Origin of the sequence: Pseudomonas sp. 22526, from assembly GCF_052044735.1 — a bacterium.
Taxonomy (GTDB): domain Bacteria; phylum Pseudomonadota; class Gammaproteobacteria; order Pseudomonadales; family Pseudomonadaceae; genus Aquipseudomonas; species Aquipseudomonas piscium.
Map to the genome: position 1 here is coordinate 38,195 of NZ_JBQENK010000003.1, position 13,498 is coordinate 51,692.

The window sequence follows — 13,498 nt, forward strand, 5'->3', positions numbered from 1 at the left end:
GGCCCATGACTCGAACCATCAGTACTCAAGCCATCCGCAAGCTGCTGGTGGCCAACCGTGGTGAAATCGCCGTGCGCATCATCCGCGCGGCCAAGGCCCTGGGCATCCCCACCGTGGCCGCGTGCAGCGAAGCGGACGTCGACTCCATGGCCGCGCGCCTGGCCGATGAGGTGCAGGTGCTGGGCCCCGCCCGCGCCGACCAGAGCTACCTGAACGTGCAGGCGTTGCTGGGTGCCTTGCAGGCCAGCGGCGCCAATGCGGTGCACCCCGGCTACGGGTTTCTCTCGGAGAACGCCGAGTTCGCCGCAGCCGTCGAAGCGGCGGGGGCGATCTTCGTCGGGCCCAGCCCGGACACCATTCGCCGCATGGGCGACAAGGCTGAAGCCCGGCGCACTGCCCAGGCCGCCGGGGTGCCGGTGGTGCCGGGTTCGCCCGGGGAACTGTTCGAACTCGACATGGCCCTGCAAGCCGCCGAGGCCGTGGGTTTTCCGCTGTTGATCAAGGCCTCGGCCGGTGGCGGCGGACGGGGGATTCGCCTGGCGGAAAACGCCAGCCAACTGGCGCAAGAGTTCCCCCGTGCCCAGCGCGAGGCGCAGACCGCCTTCGGCAATGGCGCGCTGTACCTGGAGCGTTTTATCGGCAAGGCCCGGCATATCGAAGTGCAGGTGCTGGGCGATGGCAAGCACGCGGTGCACCTGTTCGAGCGTGAGTGTTCGCTGCAACGGCGGCGGCAGAAAATCTTCGAGGAAGCGCCATCGCCGGTCCTCAACAACCTGCAGCGGGAAACCCTCTGCGCCAGCGCCGTGCGCCTCAGCGAAGCCCTCGGCTACAGGGGCGCGGGTACCCTGGAATACCTGTATGACGAGAGCAGCGGCGAGTTCTTTTTCATCGAGATGAACACGCGGATCCAGGTCGAGCATCCGGTCAGCGAGCTGGTGACCGGCATCGACCTGGTCCAGGCCCAGTTGCGCATTGCCGGCGGCGAGCCGCTGGGGCTGCGGCAAAGCGATATCCGCCTCAATGGCGCGGCCTTGCAGATGCGCATCAACGCCGAAGACCCGGCCCGGGACTTCTTCCCCAGCCCCGGGGTGGTGCAAGAGCTGATCTGGCCGCAGGAGGCGGGTGTGCGGGTCGACAGCCATCTGTACCCGGGATACCGCGTGCCGCCGTACTATGACTCGCTGCTGGCCAAGCTGATCGTCCATGGTCGTGACCGTGGCGAGGCCCTGGCCCGGGCGCGGATTGCCCTGGAACACTGCACATTGAGCGGCATGGCCAGCACCCTGGACCTGCACCGGGAACTGCTCGCCGAGCCCTGGCTGCACCACGCCGACTTCCACACCGGCACCCTGGAAACCTGGCTGGCCGCGCGCCGTATGGGAGGTGCCGCATGAACAGCGCGATCCGCTACAGCTTCGGCGCCGATGAGCACCTGTTCGCCGAGGTCAGCGACAGTATGTCCCTGGAAGCCTTCTTCAAGGGCATGGCGGTGACCCGCGCCGTGGAACGCCTGGAACTCGATGGCGTACTCGACGTGTGCCTGGCCAACGCCTCGTTCCAGATCCGTTTCGACCCCGACCGCATTGCCCCCCATGCGCTGCTCGAAGCCGTGCAAGGGGCCGAGGCCGAGGCAGTGGCCGAGCGCACCCTGCACACCCGGATCATCGAGATCCCGGTGCTGTACAACGACCCCTGGACCCATGAAACCCTGATGCGTTTTCGCGACCGGCACCAGGACCCGAGCGCCACCGACCTGGAGTACGCGGCGCGGATCAATGGCCTGGCGGACGTCGAGGCGTTTATCGCCGCCCACAGTGGCGCGCCCTGGTTCGTGTCGATGGTGGGTTTCGTCGCCGGCCTGCCGTTCATGTTCCAGATGGTCGAGCGCGAGCGCCAGTTGCAGGTGCCCAAGTACCTGCGGCCGCGCACCGACACGCCAAAGCTGACCCTCGGCCACGGTGGTTGTTTCGGCTGCATCTACTCGGTGCGCGGCGCCGGCGGCTACCAGATGTTCGGCGTCACCCCGGCGCCGATCTACGACCCGCAGCAGAACCTGGCGTACCTCAAGGAGCACATGGTGTTCTTCCGCCCGGGCGACATCGTGCAGTTCAAGCCTATGGACCGCGAGGCCTATGACCGGGCGGTGGCCGAGGTCGAGGCCGGGCGGTTCGACCTGCGCATCCGTCCGCTGGAGTTCTCCCTGGATGCGTTCCTCGCCGATCCGGTCGGTTATCCCAAGTCGTTGCAGGAGGTGCTGGCATGATCAAGGTCATCAAACCCGGCCTGGCCACCTCGGTGCAGGACCTGGGCCGCGAAGGTTATTACCACCTGGGCATTCCGCCGTCCGGAGCCCTGGACCAGTACGCCCTGAGCGCGGCCAACCAGTTGGTGGGCAACCCGGCCGGCGCGGCGGGGCTGGAGTGCACATTGCTCGGCCCGGAACTGGCGTTCACCCGCGATGCGCTGGTGGCGGTCTGTGGCGCCCATATGACGCCCAAGGTCGATGGCGTGGACATGCACCTGGACACTGCCTTCGCGGTCAAGGCCGGGCAAGTGCTGCGCTTCGATTTTCCCAAGGCCGGCGCCCGGGCCTACCTGGCGGTCGCCGGTGGCATCGACGTGCCGCTGGTGCTGGGCAGTCGCTCGACCTATGCCCTGGGCGGCCTCGGTGGTTTCCAGGGGCGGCGGCTGGTGGCAGGGGATGAACTGCCGGTGGGCGTCGACAATGGCAAGAGCCGGCCGGGCGCCAGCCTGCCCATGGCCCTGCGCCAGGCGCTGGGCGGCGAGATCAGCCTGCGGGTGGTGCCCGGTCTGTACTACGAGCGCCTGACCGACGCGGCCAAGGCCAGCTTCTTCGCCGAGCCCTGGACCGTGGGTTCGGAAGCCGACCGCATCGGCTATCGCTTCAAGGGCGGCAGCGCCCTGGGCTTCCAGCCACGGGAGCAGCCGTTCGGCGCCGGTTCCGATCCGTCGAACATCGTCGACAGCTGCTACCCCATAGGTTCGATCCAGGTGCCCGCCGGGCTCGAACCCATAGTGCTGCACCGCGATGCGGTGTCCGGTGGCGGCTACGCCATGATCGGCACGGTGATCAGCGCCGACCTCGACCTGATCGGCCAGATGCAACCCAACCAGAAGGCCCGCTTCGTCGCGGTGACCCTGGAAGAAGCGCTGGAGGCCCGGCGCTCCTACAAGAAAAAGCTCGCTTGCCTGAGCAAGCTGTTCCCTTCCTGATTCTGCCCGCCGCCTGGCGCGGGTAAATGCCAAAAGGTTTGTCGCCGCCGCGCTTCGGTGCGGTGGCGGCTGCCCGCGCTTCAACCCTTGACTGGTCCTGGAGTTCACGCATATGGCTGCTTTATCGCAAGCGAATCAAACCGGGCAGGACCCGGCCAATCTCCCCGTCGCCGCGGATGCGCGCATGGGCAAGCTGTCGCTGACCATGGCCTGGTGGGCCGTGTGCAGCGCCATGTTCTACATCGTGGTCGGTGCGTCCCTGGCGTTGGCCCACGGCACCCGCAATGCGCTGATCGGCATGCTGCTGTCGGTGCTCTGCTATGGCCTGGTCAACAGCGTGCTCAGCCGTTTCGCCATGCGCAGCGGGTTGTCGGTGGCGCTGTTTTCCCGGCTGCTGTTCGGCAGCAGCGGGGCCTGCCTGGCGACGCTGATCTTCTTCTCCACGGCGATCTACTACGCGGTGTTCGAAGGCTCGGTGATCGCCGTGGCGCTCAATCATCTGTATCCGCAGTTGGTGTACCCGCTGGCGGCCCTGCTGGTGGTGCTGTACAGCGTGCCGCTGATTCTGGGCAGCGTGCAGCACTGGCTGGACAAGCTCAACGGCGTGCTGCTGCCGGTGTACCTGGGCGGGCTGCTGGTGGCGGTGGGGCTGTCGATCGCGCGTTATGGCTACCAGCCGCAGTGGCTGGATTTCGGCCCGGCCAGCCCCGGCGCCTTTGCCTGGTGGGACTGTTTCGTGGCGTACATGGGGGTGTGGATCCTGATGCTGTTCACCTTCGACTACGCGCGTTTCGGCAAGCCTGAAGACGCCGGCTACCACGGGCGCTGGAACTTCGGCATGCCGTTCTACGCGGTGACTTTCCTGCTCAACGGCGCGGCGGGCATCTACCTGGTCAGCAGCATTCCCCACGAAGGCGCGCTCAACGAAGTCTCGGTGGTGATGGCGATCCTGCAACTCATGGGGCTGTGGGGGCTGCTGTTCGTCTGGGCCACGCAAACCCGGATCAACACCGCCAATTACTACCTGGCGACCCTGAACATGCAGGCGTTCTTCGGCCGCTTTGGCGTGCGCGGTTCATACCTGATGTGGGCGCTGGCGGTGGGGGTGATCGTCTACGTGCTGATGCTGGCGGACGTGTTCGCCTATCTGCTCAAGGCGCTGGCCTACCAGGGCATCTTCGTCGTCGCCTGGGTTGGCGTGGCGCTGGCGCAGATCCTGTTCGGGCGCACCGAGGTGGCGGCTATCGAACGTGTTGCGGCGTTCAACGGGGCGGGGCTGAGCGCCTGGTTCGGCGGGACCGCCCTGGGTCTGTTGCTGATGTGGGCCGGCGGTGGGCTGGCGAGTTTTTCCGCGCCGCTGACCGGGGTGCTGGCGTTTGTCTTGCAGGTGGGGCTGTCTAGCCGTATTCGCCCCAGACTGCCACAGTCCGTGTAGCCGCTGCCGAAGGCTGCGATCCAGTCCGCAGGACTGGCAAACCGGACAACACGCAATATCAGGAAGATCGCGGAGTCAGGTTTTGGGGCCGCTGCGCGGCCCATCGCAGCCTGCGGCAGCGGCTACAGGTAGGTGAGCGTGGCAGGGTTCAGAACAATTGGGTGAACAGCCAGTACAGGCTGCCGGACAGCAGGATCGCCGCCGGTAGGGTCAGCACCCAGGCCATCAGCAGGTTGCGGATGGTCTGCATCTGCAGGCCGCCGCCGTTGGCGACCATGGTCCCGGCCACACCTGAAGACAATACGTGGGTGGTGGACACCGGCAGGCCGAACAGGTCGGCGGCGCCGATGGTCAGCATCGCCACGGTTTCCGCCGAGGCGCCCTGGGCGTAGGTCAGGTGGGTCTTGCCGATTTTCTCGCCGACGGTGACCACGATGCGTTTCCAGCCGACCATGGTGCCCAGGCCGAGGGCGATGGCCACGGCGATCTTCACCCACAGCGGAATGAAGCGCGTGGCGTTGTCGATCTGCTGCTTGAACAGTTGCAGCTTGCCCTGGGTGTCGGCGTCGAAGTCGCCGACCTGGTTCTTGTCCATCAGGCGGATGGTTTCGCTGCTCAGGTACATGTCGTTGCGCACGTTGCCCATGGCTTCGGCCGGCACCTTGGCCAGGGAGCCGTAGCCCTTCACCTCGTCACCGATATGACCGGTCAGGGCGGCCAGGGCCGGGACCAGCTGTGGCGTGGCTTCCTTGCTGCGCACATAGTCGGAAAGCACCGCGCGCGGGTCGGCGGGGGCCGGTTGCGGGGCGCTTTTCACCAGGGCTTGCTGGGTGACTTGCGCCACCGCGGCGAATTGCAGGGCCTGGTCGGCCGGCATGGTGCGGTTCAGCGCGTAGGCCATGGGCAGGGTGCCGACCAGGATCAGCATGATCAGGCCCATGCCTTTCTGGCCGTCGTTGGAACCGTGGGCGAAGGACACGCCGGTGCAGGTGACGATCAGCATGCCGCGAATCCACCACGGCGGCGGGGTGTTGCCCTTGGGTGCCTTGTACAGTGCGCGGTTCTTCACGAACAGGCGCAGGGCCAGGAGCAGCAGGGCGGCGAAGGCGAAGCCGATCAGCGGCGAGAACAGCAGGGCGTAGCCGACCTTGGTGGCCTGGCTCCAGTCCACGCCACTGGTGCCGTCGCGGCCGTGCATCAGGGCGTTGGCCACGCCGACGCCGATGATCGAACCGATCAGGGTATGGGACGAGGAGGCCGGCAGGCCCAGCCACCAGGTGCCGAGGTTCCACAGGATGGCGGCGATCAGCAGGGCGAAGATCATGGCGAAGCCGGCCGACGAGCCGACCTGCAGGATCAGCTCCACCGGCAGCAGGGCGATGATGCCGAAGGCCACCGCGCCGCTGGACAGCAGCACGCCGAGGAAGTTGAAGAAGCCCGACCAGACCACCGCGAAATGCGGCGGCAGCGAGTGGGTGTAGATCACCGTGGCCACGGCGTTGGCGGTGTCGTGGAAGCCGTTGACGAACTCGAAGCCCAGGGCAATCAGCAGCGCCACGCCGAGCAGCAGGAACGGGGTCCAGGTGGTGACCGTGGTGCCCAGCTCGTGCATGTCCTGCATCAGGCTGTAGGCGGTGAACAACAGGCCCATGGCGAGGATCGCGAAGAACACCACCAGGGTGAAGGGACTGGCTTTTTTATCCAGCTGCGGTCTGGCTTCGAGGGCGGGGGAAGGGGAGGCGGCGGTCAGTGAAGGGGTGGCCATTGCCGGACAATCCTGTGGCAGGGAGGAGTGTCGCCCATGATCGTTGCCAAATATTACAGAGAGACTGCCTCAGGTCAGTGTTTGGGTGAATCCTTTAACCACTGGTCAAGAAGCCGCGCCATTTTCTGTAGGAGCGAGTGGGCGGCGATCCGACTTGCCTGCGATGGCGTCTGTAGCCGCTGCCGCAGGCTGCGATCGGCCGTCCCGGCCGTGGCGTCCTTGAAATCGCTGGAGGTCCTGCGGACCTTGCGCAGCCTGCGGCAGCGGCTACAGGGGATGGGGCCTACATATCCTGGCGCTTGCGAAACGCCCAGCGGCCGGCGATGACGGTGAAGGTGGCGACCAGGGCGACGAGGATCCAGAAGCCTTCCGGGTCCTCGGAGAAGGGGATGCCGCCGACGTTCATGCCGAAGAAGCCGGCGATGATGTTGATCGGCAGCGCCAGCACCGTGACCACGGTCAGGGTGAACAGGGTGCGGTTGGTCTGTTCGTTGATATTGGCGGCGATCTCTTCCTGCAGCAGCTTGATCCGCTCGCCGAGGGCGGTGAGGTCGTTGATGATCAGGGCGAACTCCTCGGTGGACTTGCGCAGCTCCTTGACGTCCTCCTTCTGCAGCCATTGCGGCGGACGGTTGAGCAGCCGCAGCAGCGAGCCCGGCTCCAGCGCCAGCAGGCGTTGCAGGCGCACCAGCACCCGGCGCATGGCCCCCAGCTCGGCGCGGTTGGTGGAGATCCGCGCGGCCAGCAACTGGTCTTCGATCTGGTCGACGTTGAGGCTGGTCTTGCGCACGATCTGGGTCAGCACCTCGCCCTGGTCGCGCAGCAGGTGCACCAGCAGTTCCAGGGGCGAGCGGAAACGTTCGCCGGCCTTGACCGAGGAGCGCAGCTTGTCCACCGAATGCAGGGGTTGCAGGCGCGCGCTGACGATCAGCCGGCTGCGCACGCAGACCCACAGGGTGGAGATGTCCGAGGAAACCATGCTGCCGAAGTTGAACACCACGTCGTTGACCACCGCCAGCAGGGCCGAATCCACATGCTCGATACGGGTCGAGCGCGAGCCTTCGTGCAAGGCCTCGAAGAATTCCTCGGGCAGCGCCAGGTGGGTCTGCATCCAGCGCTCGCAAGCGGCATGCGCCAGGTTCAGGTGCAGCCAGAGAAACTCCTCGCCATCGTCCGGCTGTTGCAGGGCTTGCAGGGCCTTGGCCGAATCCAGTTCGCGACCCCGCTCGCCGGGGCGAAACGCAAAGCCGTAGAGCAGGCCGAACAGATCCGAATCGCGATGGGCATGGTCGATGCTGTGGTTCATGGAGTCTCGCAGGAGGGAAGGCACCTGTAGGCGGTTTTACAGGTTCACTTGAGCCCGATCATCGCAAGCCATAGTGACGATTTTGTGACGATTTGAAGTGCAATATCCGGCGCTTATAACCGGCTGTCGGAGGCCCTCAAGAAAGCCTCTTTCAGGCCGATCACGCATATGACTACTGCGCGACCGGCTTGCCTCGGTTCGCCTGACAGGGATGTTCGCACGCTACCCATGCCCGCCTCGGGCGTGCTCTATCCCTGTTGAGAGATCTCATTCGATGTCCTTGCAAAAATCCCTGAGAGCGCAAGTTCTGGCCCTGTTGAGCGGCAGCCTGCTGGCGATGCTGTTGATCGCGCTGGCGTGTTTTCACTTCCTGTCCAATGGCGTGCAAGGTTATCGCGACTTGATCGAGGGGCCGCTGCGCACCTCGCAGCTGATCGACGAAGCCAACCTGCAATTCAAGGTCCAGGTGCAGGAATGGAAAAACGTGTTGCTGCGCGGCAAGCAGAGCGCCGACCTGAACAAGTACTGGCAGCAGTTCGAGGATCGCCAGCGCGATGTGCAGGGCATCCTTGGCCAGTTGGTGGCGGAGCCGGGCATCGATGCGGCGCTCAAGGGCCGGATCGAGCGCTTGCGTGAAGAACATAAGGTGCTGGGCACGGCCTACCAGAAAGGCCGCGATGCCTTTGTCGCCGCCGGTGCCGACCCGGCCGCCGGCGATGCCGCGGTCAAGGGCGTGGACCGCGCCGCCAGCGAGCAGATGAGCGAACTGGTGAGCGAGCTGCGCAAGCAGGGCAGCGAACAGTCGCGGGACATCAGCGCCAGTGCCCAGCGCACGGTGTGGATCGGCCTGCTGGTGATGCTGGCCTCGGGCTTGCTGATCGGCCTGCTGAGCCTGTGGCTGGTCAACCGCAGCCTGGTGGAGCCGATCCGCCAGTTGATCGACTACGTGGCGCAACTCAGCCGTGGGCGGATTGCCGAGCGCGTGGCCAGCAGCCGTCAGGATGAGTTGGGCAAGCTGGCGGTGGCCGCCAACACCTTGCGTGATTTCCTCGCCGAAACCTTCAGCCGCCTGCAGCGCAGCGGGTCCGACCTGGACAGCGCCAGCGGCGAGCTGAATGCGATTGCCACCCTGATGTCCCAGGGCACCAACGACCAGTTCAACCGCACCGACCAGGTCGCCACGGCGATGAACGAAATGTCCGCCACCGCCCAGGAAGTGGCGCGCCATGCGGCGGATGCGGCGCGGGCCGCCGATGACGCCGACCAGTCGGCCCAGCAGGGCGAGCAGGTGATGCAGGGCACCATCCATACCATCACCCTGATGCGCGGCGAAATCGCCAACACCGCCGAGGTGATCCGCCGCCTGGAAGCCGACAGCGGGCGTATCGGCAAGGTGCTGGAAGTGATCCGCGGCATTGCCGAGCAGACCAACCTGCTGGCGCTCAACGCCGCCATCGAGGCCGCGCGGGCCGGCGAGGCCGGGCGTGGTTTCGCCGTGGTCGCCGATGAGGTACGCAGCCTGGCGCAGCGCACCGCAGCGTCGATCATCGAGATCAACCAGATCATCCAGAGCGTGCAGACCGGCGCCCTGGACGCCGCCCATGCGATCGAGAGCGGCCAGGCGCGCAGCGATGCCAGCGTCGAGCAGGTGACCCAGGCCGGCGCCATGCTGGAGCGGATCACCGAGGCGGTCGAGGCGATCCGCGACATGAACCGGCAGATCGCCACGGCGGCGGAAGAGCAGACTTCGGTGGCCGAGGACATCTCGCGCAACCTGACCGAGATCACCACGATCGCCAGCACCAACCTGGATAACGTGCAGCGCACCGAGCGCGCCAGCCAGAACCTGCATGAGCTGTCGGGGCAGTTGAACGAGGTGACGGCACGCCTGAGTGCCTGATGCGCCAGAGCATGAAAAAAGCCGCGTGGCCTTTCGGTCACGCGGCTTTTTTGTCTTGAAGAATTACTTGTCTTGCTTGTTGCTCAGGACCTTGCCGGTCTTGGCATCCAGATCGACGTCCCACTCGACGCCCTTGGCGTCACGCAGCTCCACCTGGTAGACGTATGCGCCGGCGGCGGTCTGTTCCAGTTCGGTGTCGGTGATGTTGGCGGCGGTGGTGCCAGGGTGTTCGGCCAGTGCTGCCTGGTTGAGTTTTTCCAGGTCCATGATAGTGCCAGCCTTGAGCAGGCCCGGGATCAGGTCCGGGCGCACGTCGGCCTGGGCCAGGCCAGCGGTCAGGGTCAGGGCGGTAGCGGCGAACAGGGCAGTCAACGTTTTCATAGTGTCTTTCCTTGGGGTGATTCGTTTTGAGTGGGTTCAGATTAGCCGGTGCAACTTAATTCACCCTTAATTCAGCGCAAGCTTTGCGCCGTTTGTTCAATTCCAGTGGCCCTCGGGTATTTCAAGCTGTGCTCTCGAACAGGAGAGGCAGTGATGAAATCCATGATCAAAGGCTTGTACGGTCCCGCGTTTTTCGCCGGCTTCATCGGCGCTGGCGTGTGGGTGATAGGCACGCCGGGGCTGGCCCCGGGCTGGTTGCTGCTGGTGTTCGCCGGGGCGCTCGGGGTGTCCTTCCTGGCGGAGTGGTGGTTGCCCTATGAGGTGGACTGGAACCGTCCGCAGCAGGATCGCCTGCGTGACGTGTTGCATGCGCTGGTCAATGAAAGCCTGAACGCCCTGGGGTTGCTGCTGTTGCCGGGGCTGGTGAGCCTGCTGGCGTTGGATGGCCTGTGGCCGCGCGGCTGGTCGTTGTGGGCGCAGTTGGCGCTGGCGGTTGTCATCGCCGACTGCGGCCTGACCCTGGCGCATTACTTCAGCCACCGGCTGTCCTGGCTGTGGCGCCTGCATGCGGTGCATCACAGCGTGCAGCGCCTGTATGGCTTCAACGGCTTGATGAAGCACCCGCTGCATCAGTTGCTGGAAGCCAGCGCCGGGTTGTTGCCGCTGCTGTTCTTGGGGATCCCCTTGCCGGTGGCGCAGCTGTTGGCGTTTGCCATTGCCATCCAGTTGCTGTTGCAACACTCCAATGTCGACATGCGCCCCGGTCCTCTGGGCTGGGTGTTTGCCTGGGCGCCGATGCACCGCTTTCACCACATGAAGTACGGCACCGCCGGCAATGTGAATTTCGGCCTGTTCTTCAATGTCTGGGACTGGCTGCTGGGCACGGCGTTTTATTCCTCGGCCTACCCGATCCGCCAGGGCGACCTGGGCATCGGCAGCCAGCCGGATTATCCGCAGGCGTACTGGCGACAGTTGCTGGCGCCCTTCAAGAAGCAAACCGTCCATGAGGAACCTCCGGTGCCCTTGCCGTTGCGCCGTTGATTCAGTCCAGCAGGCGCAGCTCGATATGTTGCAGGGCCTGACGTGCGGTGACGCCGAACAGGGTTTTCAGGGTGCGGGAGAAGTGCGCGGAATCGGCAAACCCGGCGCCATGAGCCGCCTCGGTAATGGCCTGTCCCGCCAGTACCAGGCCCATCGCCAGGCGCAGGCGCCGCCACAGCACCAGGCGCCGCACCGGCAAGCCGAGCTGGCCGCTGAACAGCCGTTCGAGCTGGCTCAGGGACAGGTTGGCATGGGCCGCCAGGGCGCTGGCCGAGACCTTGCCGGCCAATTGTCGGTCGAGGGCCGCTAGAGCCTTTTCGATCCGTCGGTCCTGGAGGATTCGGCGCGGACAACGCTGCAGTGCCTCGGCCAGCGCCGGCAGCGACAGCTCGACACCCAGCAGGCTGTCTTGCAGGGCCTGGGCGTCAATCGTCAGCGGTTCGGCGTAGAGGGTGAACAGGGTCCCGGGCGCATCGAGGATGGCATGCCGTTGCATGGCCGGGATGAATACTTGTCGGGCGGTGCAGGGCTGGCCGTCGAGGCTGACAGTGACCGGCGCGCCGGGGGCGAGGATCAGTTGATGGGCGTAGTGGGCGTGGGGCACGGTGCGCCCCAGCTCTCCCTGGATCAGTCCGTAGTCACGCCCGAGCCACAGCTGGCCTGTCCACTCGGGCGTGCGCACGGCGACCGGCTCAGTAGCCGTTGGCCTCGAGCAGCTGGCTCACGCTGCCGCTGGCCGGACGTTTGACGTACTTGAGCAGCTCCGAGGCGCGGTTGGTGAAGATGCCGTCGACACCGGAGTCCAGGACCTTCTTGAAGTCCACCGGCTCGTCGATGGTGTAGACGTGCACCAGCAGGCCCTGGTCGTGGGTGAACTGGTTCATCCAGGGTTGCACCAGGTCGAAGTAGCTCTGGTCGCCGCCCTTGGTCAGTGCCGCCGACGGACCGGTGCCGATGGCGCCCTGGGCCTTGGCGTAGCTGACCCACTGCTCGAACTCGGCCTTGTCCTTGGGTTCCTGCTTGGCGTAGTAGGCCGCCTTGTCCTTCTCGCCGCTGTTGGCGAAGGTCAGGTCGGACTTGGGCTGCATGCCGCCTTCACCGATCCACAGCAGGAGGATCTTCGGCACCTTGGGCATTTCTTTCTGCAGCAGTTCCAGGCTGCTCTTCTCGAAGGTCTGCAACACCACCTTGCCTTTGCCCTGGCCTACCGCCAGGTCGCTTTTCGCCAGCTTGGAGCCGGCCGGGCTGAGCCAGCCGCGGTCCTGGAGTTTTTCCTTGAGGTCGTGCTCGATGCCGGGGAACTGCTTGGGCTCCTTGGTCTCGATGTACAGGCCGGGCTTGTGCTGCGGGTTGCTCTGGGCGATGTCGATGATTTCGTCGAGGGTCAGGATCTTCAGGCCGACGTAGCTCGGACGGGCACGGTCGGGATGGGCCTGGTTGAACCAGCTGCCGGCGTCGAGGGTTTTCAGTTCGGCCATGGTGAAGGCGTTGGCCGGGCTGTCCTTGCGCTCGGGGAACTTGCTGGCGACGTCGGTGGTGCGCTGCAGGTTGTTGTCATGCAGGGCGAACAGCACGCCGTCCTTGCTGCGTTGCAGGTCCATTTCCAGGTAGTCGGCACCCAGGTCGCGGGCCAGTTTGTAGGCGGCGGTGGTGGACTCAGGTGCATCGAAGGACGCGCCCCGGTGAGCGATCACTGCCGGGTGTGGAATGCCGTGGCTGACAGCCAGTGCGGTGGGGCTTGGGCTGGCGGCCTGTGCCTGGCCCAGGCCAAGCATCAGGCTCAGCATCAGGGCGCTTTTGGTGAAGGTGGCAGGCATGGTCGAGGTCCTTTCGTGGAGGGCGGTTTTCAAAGGACTACCTTTTAACAATTGAAGGGCCGTTGTGCTATCGCGAAACCGACATAAATCTGCACATGCGGCAAATTTTCCGACGCTTTTGTGGGGTGCTTTGCAGTAGGCTTGCGCCCTGAAGTTTCCCCGTCAGAGGGAAGCCCGAGATTTCCACTCTTGCCTGGCGTGTAAACCATCGATCACCTGTCCTGCGGGACACTCAGTGAGGTTTACCATGCGCATCACATCCGAACTCATCTGCCAGGCCGCCGACCAGCTCAAGGGGTTTGTCGGTTTCAACCGCAAGAGCGGCCAGCACATCGTGCGCTTCAGCGAAGACTCCTTCGGCATGGACGTCGCCGACGACGCCATCACCCCCGCCAGCGAATTCGTCTGGGCCAGCGCCGAGGGCCAGGTCATGGTGCTCAAGCGCGAGCTGATCCAGTTGCTGCTGGAGCAGAACATCGACGAGCGCATCAACATCAGCGAACCCTTGCGCGTGTACATGCGTCGTACCGACTTGCCGGAGATTTCGGCGGTGCGCAACCGGGTGCCGGCTGCGCAATAACCGAGAGGCGCGGTGGCCGGGCTGGCGTTATCGNCGGTT

The 13,498-nt window shown here is 65.3% G+C and carries 12 protein-coding genes and 1 pseudogene; 8 read left to right on the forward strand and 5 right to left on the reverse strand.

Going from position 1 to position 13,498, the window contains the following annotated elements; translation table 11 throughout:
- Window positions 1–5 precede the first annotated feature (5 nt).
- The 4 genes from ACTJKT_RS04920 (at window position 6) to ACTJKT_RS04935 (ending at window position 4,669) form a co-directional block, all read left to right on the forward strand.
- Window positions 6–1,394 carry an acetyl-CoA carboxylase biotin carboxylase subunit gene (locus ACTJKT_RS04920; RefSeq protein WP_440786381.1) on the forward strand — a complete coding sequence of 463 codons (1,389 nt, stop codon included), beginning with the start codon at window positions 6–8 and terminating at the stop codon, window positions 1,392–1,394.
- Entirely contained in the window at window positions 1,391–2,263 is an 873-nt protein-coding gene (locus tag ACTJKT_RS04925) for a 5-oxoprolinase subunit B family protein (RefSeq protein WP_440786382.1), read from the forward strand. Before ACTJKT_RS04920 ends, ACTJKT_RS04925 begins: the two co-directional genes overlap by 4 nt.
- Complete coding sequence (locus tag ACTJKT_RS04930; protein WP_440786383.1) at window positions 2,260–3,234, forward strand: biotin-dependent carboxyltransferase family protein; 975 nt, start codon at window positions 2,260–2,262, stop codon at window positions 3,232–3,234. The genes ACTJKT_RS04925 and ACTJKT_RS04930 overlap by 4 nt, the downstream gene beginning before the upstream one ends.
- Before the next feature lie 112 nt (window positions 3,235–3,346).
- Entirely contained in the window at window positions 3,347–4,669 is a 1,323-nt protein-coding gene (locus ACTJKT_RS04935) for a purine-cytosine permease family protein (RefSeq protein ID WP_440786384.1), read from the forward strand.
- Window positions 4,670–4,817: 148 nt separating this feature from the next.
- On the opposite strand, the gene ACTJKT_RS04940 is transcribed toward ACTJKT_RS04935, so the two are convergent.
- Window positions 4,818–6,434 carry an inorganic phosphate transporter gene (locus ACTJKT_RS04940; protein WP_440786385.1) on the reverse strand — a complete coding sequence of 539 codons (1,617 nt, stop codon included), beginning with the start codon at window positions 6,432–6,434 and terminating at the stop codon, window positions 4,818–4,820.
- A 283-nt stretch (window positions 6,435–6,717) separates the two neighbouring features.
- Entirely contained in the window at window positions 6,718–7,740 is a 1,023-nt protein-coding gene (locus tag ACTJKT_RS04945) for a transporter (protein WP_025805778.1), read from the reverse strand.
- Window positions 7,741–8,596: 856 nt separating this feature from the next.
- On the opposite strand from ACTJKT_RS04945, the pseudogene ACTJKT_RS04950 reads away from it, so the two are divergent.
- Both ACTJKT_RS04950 and ACTJKT_RS04955 read left to right on the forward strand, forming a co-directional pair.
- A pseudogene (locus ACTJKT_RS04950) lies at window positions 8,597–8,707 on the forward strand (hypothetical protein); the annotation flags it as partial.
- Between the two features lie 228 nt (window positions 8,708–8,935).
- On the forward strand, window positions 8,936–9,640 hold the full coding sequence (locus ACTJKT_RS04955) for a methyl-accepting chemotaxis protein (protein ID WP_423150110.1): 705 nt from the start codon (window positions 8,936–8,938) through the stop codon (window positions 9,638–9,640).
- Window positions 9,641–9,703: 63 nt separating this feature from the next.
- Here ACTJKT_RS04955 and ACTJKT_RS04960 read toward each other — a convergent pair whose 3' ends face one another.
- A complete protein-coding gene (locus ACTJKT_RS04960; protein WP_007925169.1) occupies window positions 9,704–10,021 on the reverse strand; it encodes a PepSY domain-containing protein in 318 nt (105 codons plus the stop codon).
- A 153-nt stretch (window positions 10,022–10,174) separates the two neighbouring features.
- Between ACTJKT_RS04960 and ACTJKT_RS04965 the strand changes: the two genes are divergently transcribed.
- The gene (locus ACTJKT_RS04965) at window positions 10,175–11,062 is read left to right on the forward strand and encodes a sterol desaturase family protein (RefSeq protein ID WP_440786386.1); all 888 of its coding nucleotides are present in this window, start codon (window positions 10,175–10,177) and stop codon (window positions 11,060–11,062) included.
- Between the two features lies 1 nt (window position 11,063).
- On the opposite strand, the gene ACTJKT_RS04970 is transcribed toward ACTJKT_RS04965, so the two are convergent.
- Both ACTJKT_RS04970 and ACTJKT_RS04975 read right to left on the reverse strand, forming a co-directional pair.
- Window positions 11,064–11,744, reverse strand: a complete 681-nt coding sequence (locus ACTJKT_RS04970; RefSeq protein ID WP_440786387.1) for a helix-turn-helix domain-containing protein — start codon at window positions 11,742–11,744, stop codon at window positions 11,064–11,066.
- Window positions 11,745–11,754: 10 nt separating this feature from the next.
- Complete coding sequence (locus ACTJKT_RS04975) at window positions 11,755–12,879, reverse strand: glycerophosphodiester phosphodiesterase (RefSeq protein ID WP_440786388.1); 1,125 nt, start codon at window positions 12,877–12,879, stop codon at window positions 11,755–11,757.
- 247 nt (window positions 12,880–13,126) lie between these two features.
- On the opposite strand from ACTJKT_RS04975, the gene ACTJKT_RS04980 reads away from it, so the two are divergent.
- Window positions 13,127–13,459 (forward strand): DUF2025 family protein, encoded by a 333-nt coding sequence (locus ACTJKT_RS04980; RefSeq protein WP_440786389.1) that lies wholly within the window; start codon window positions 13,127–13,129, stop codon window positions 13,457–13,459.
- Window positions 13,460–13,498: the final 39 nt, after the last annotated feature.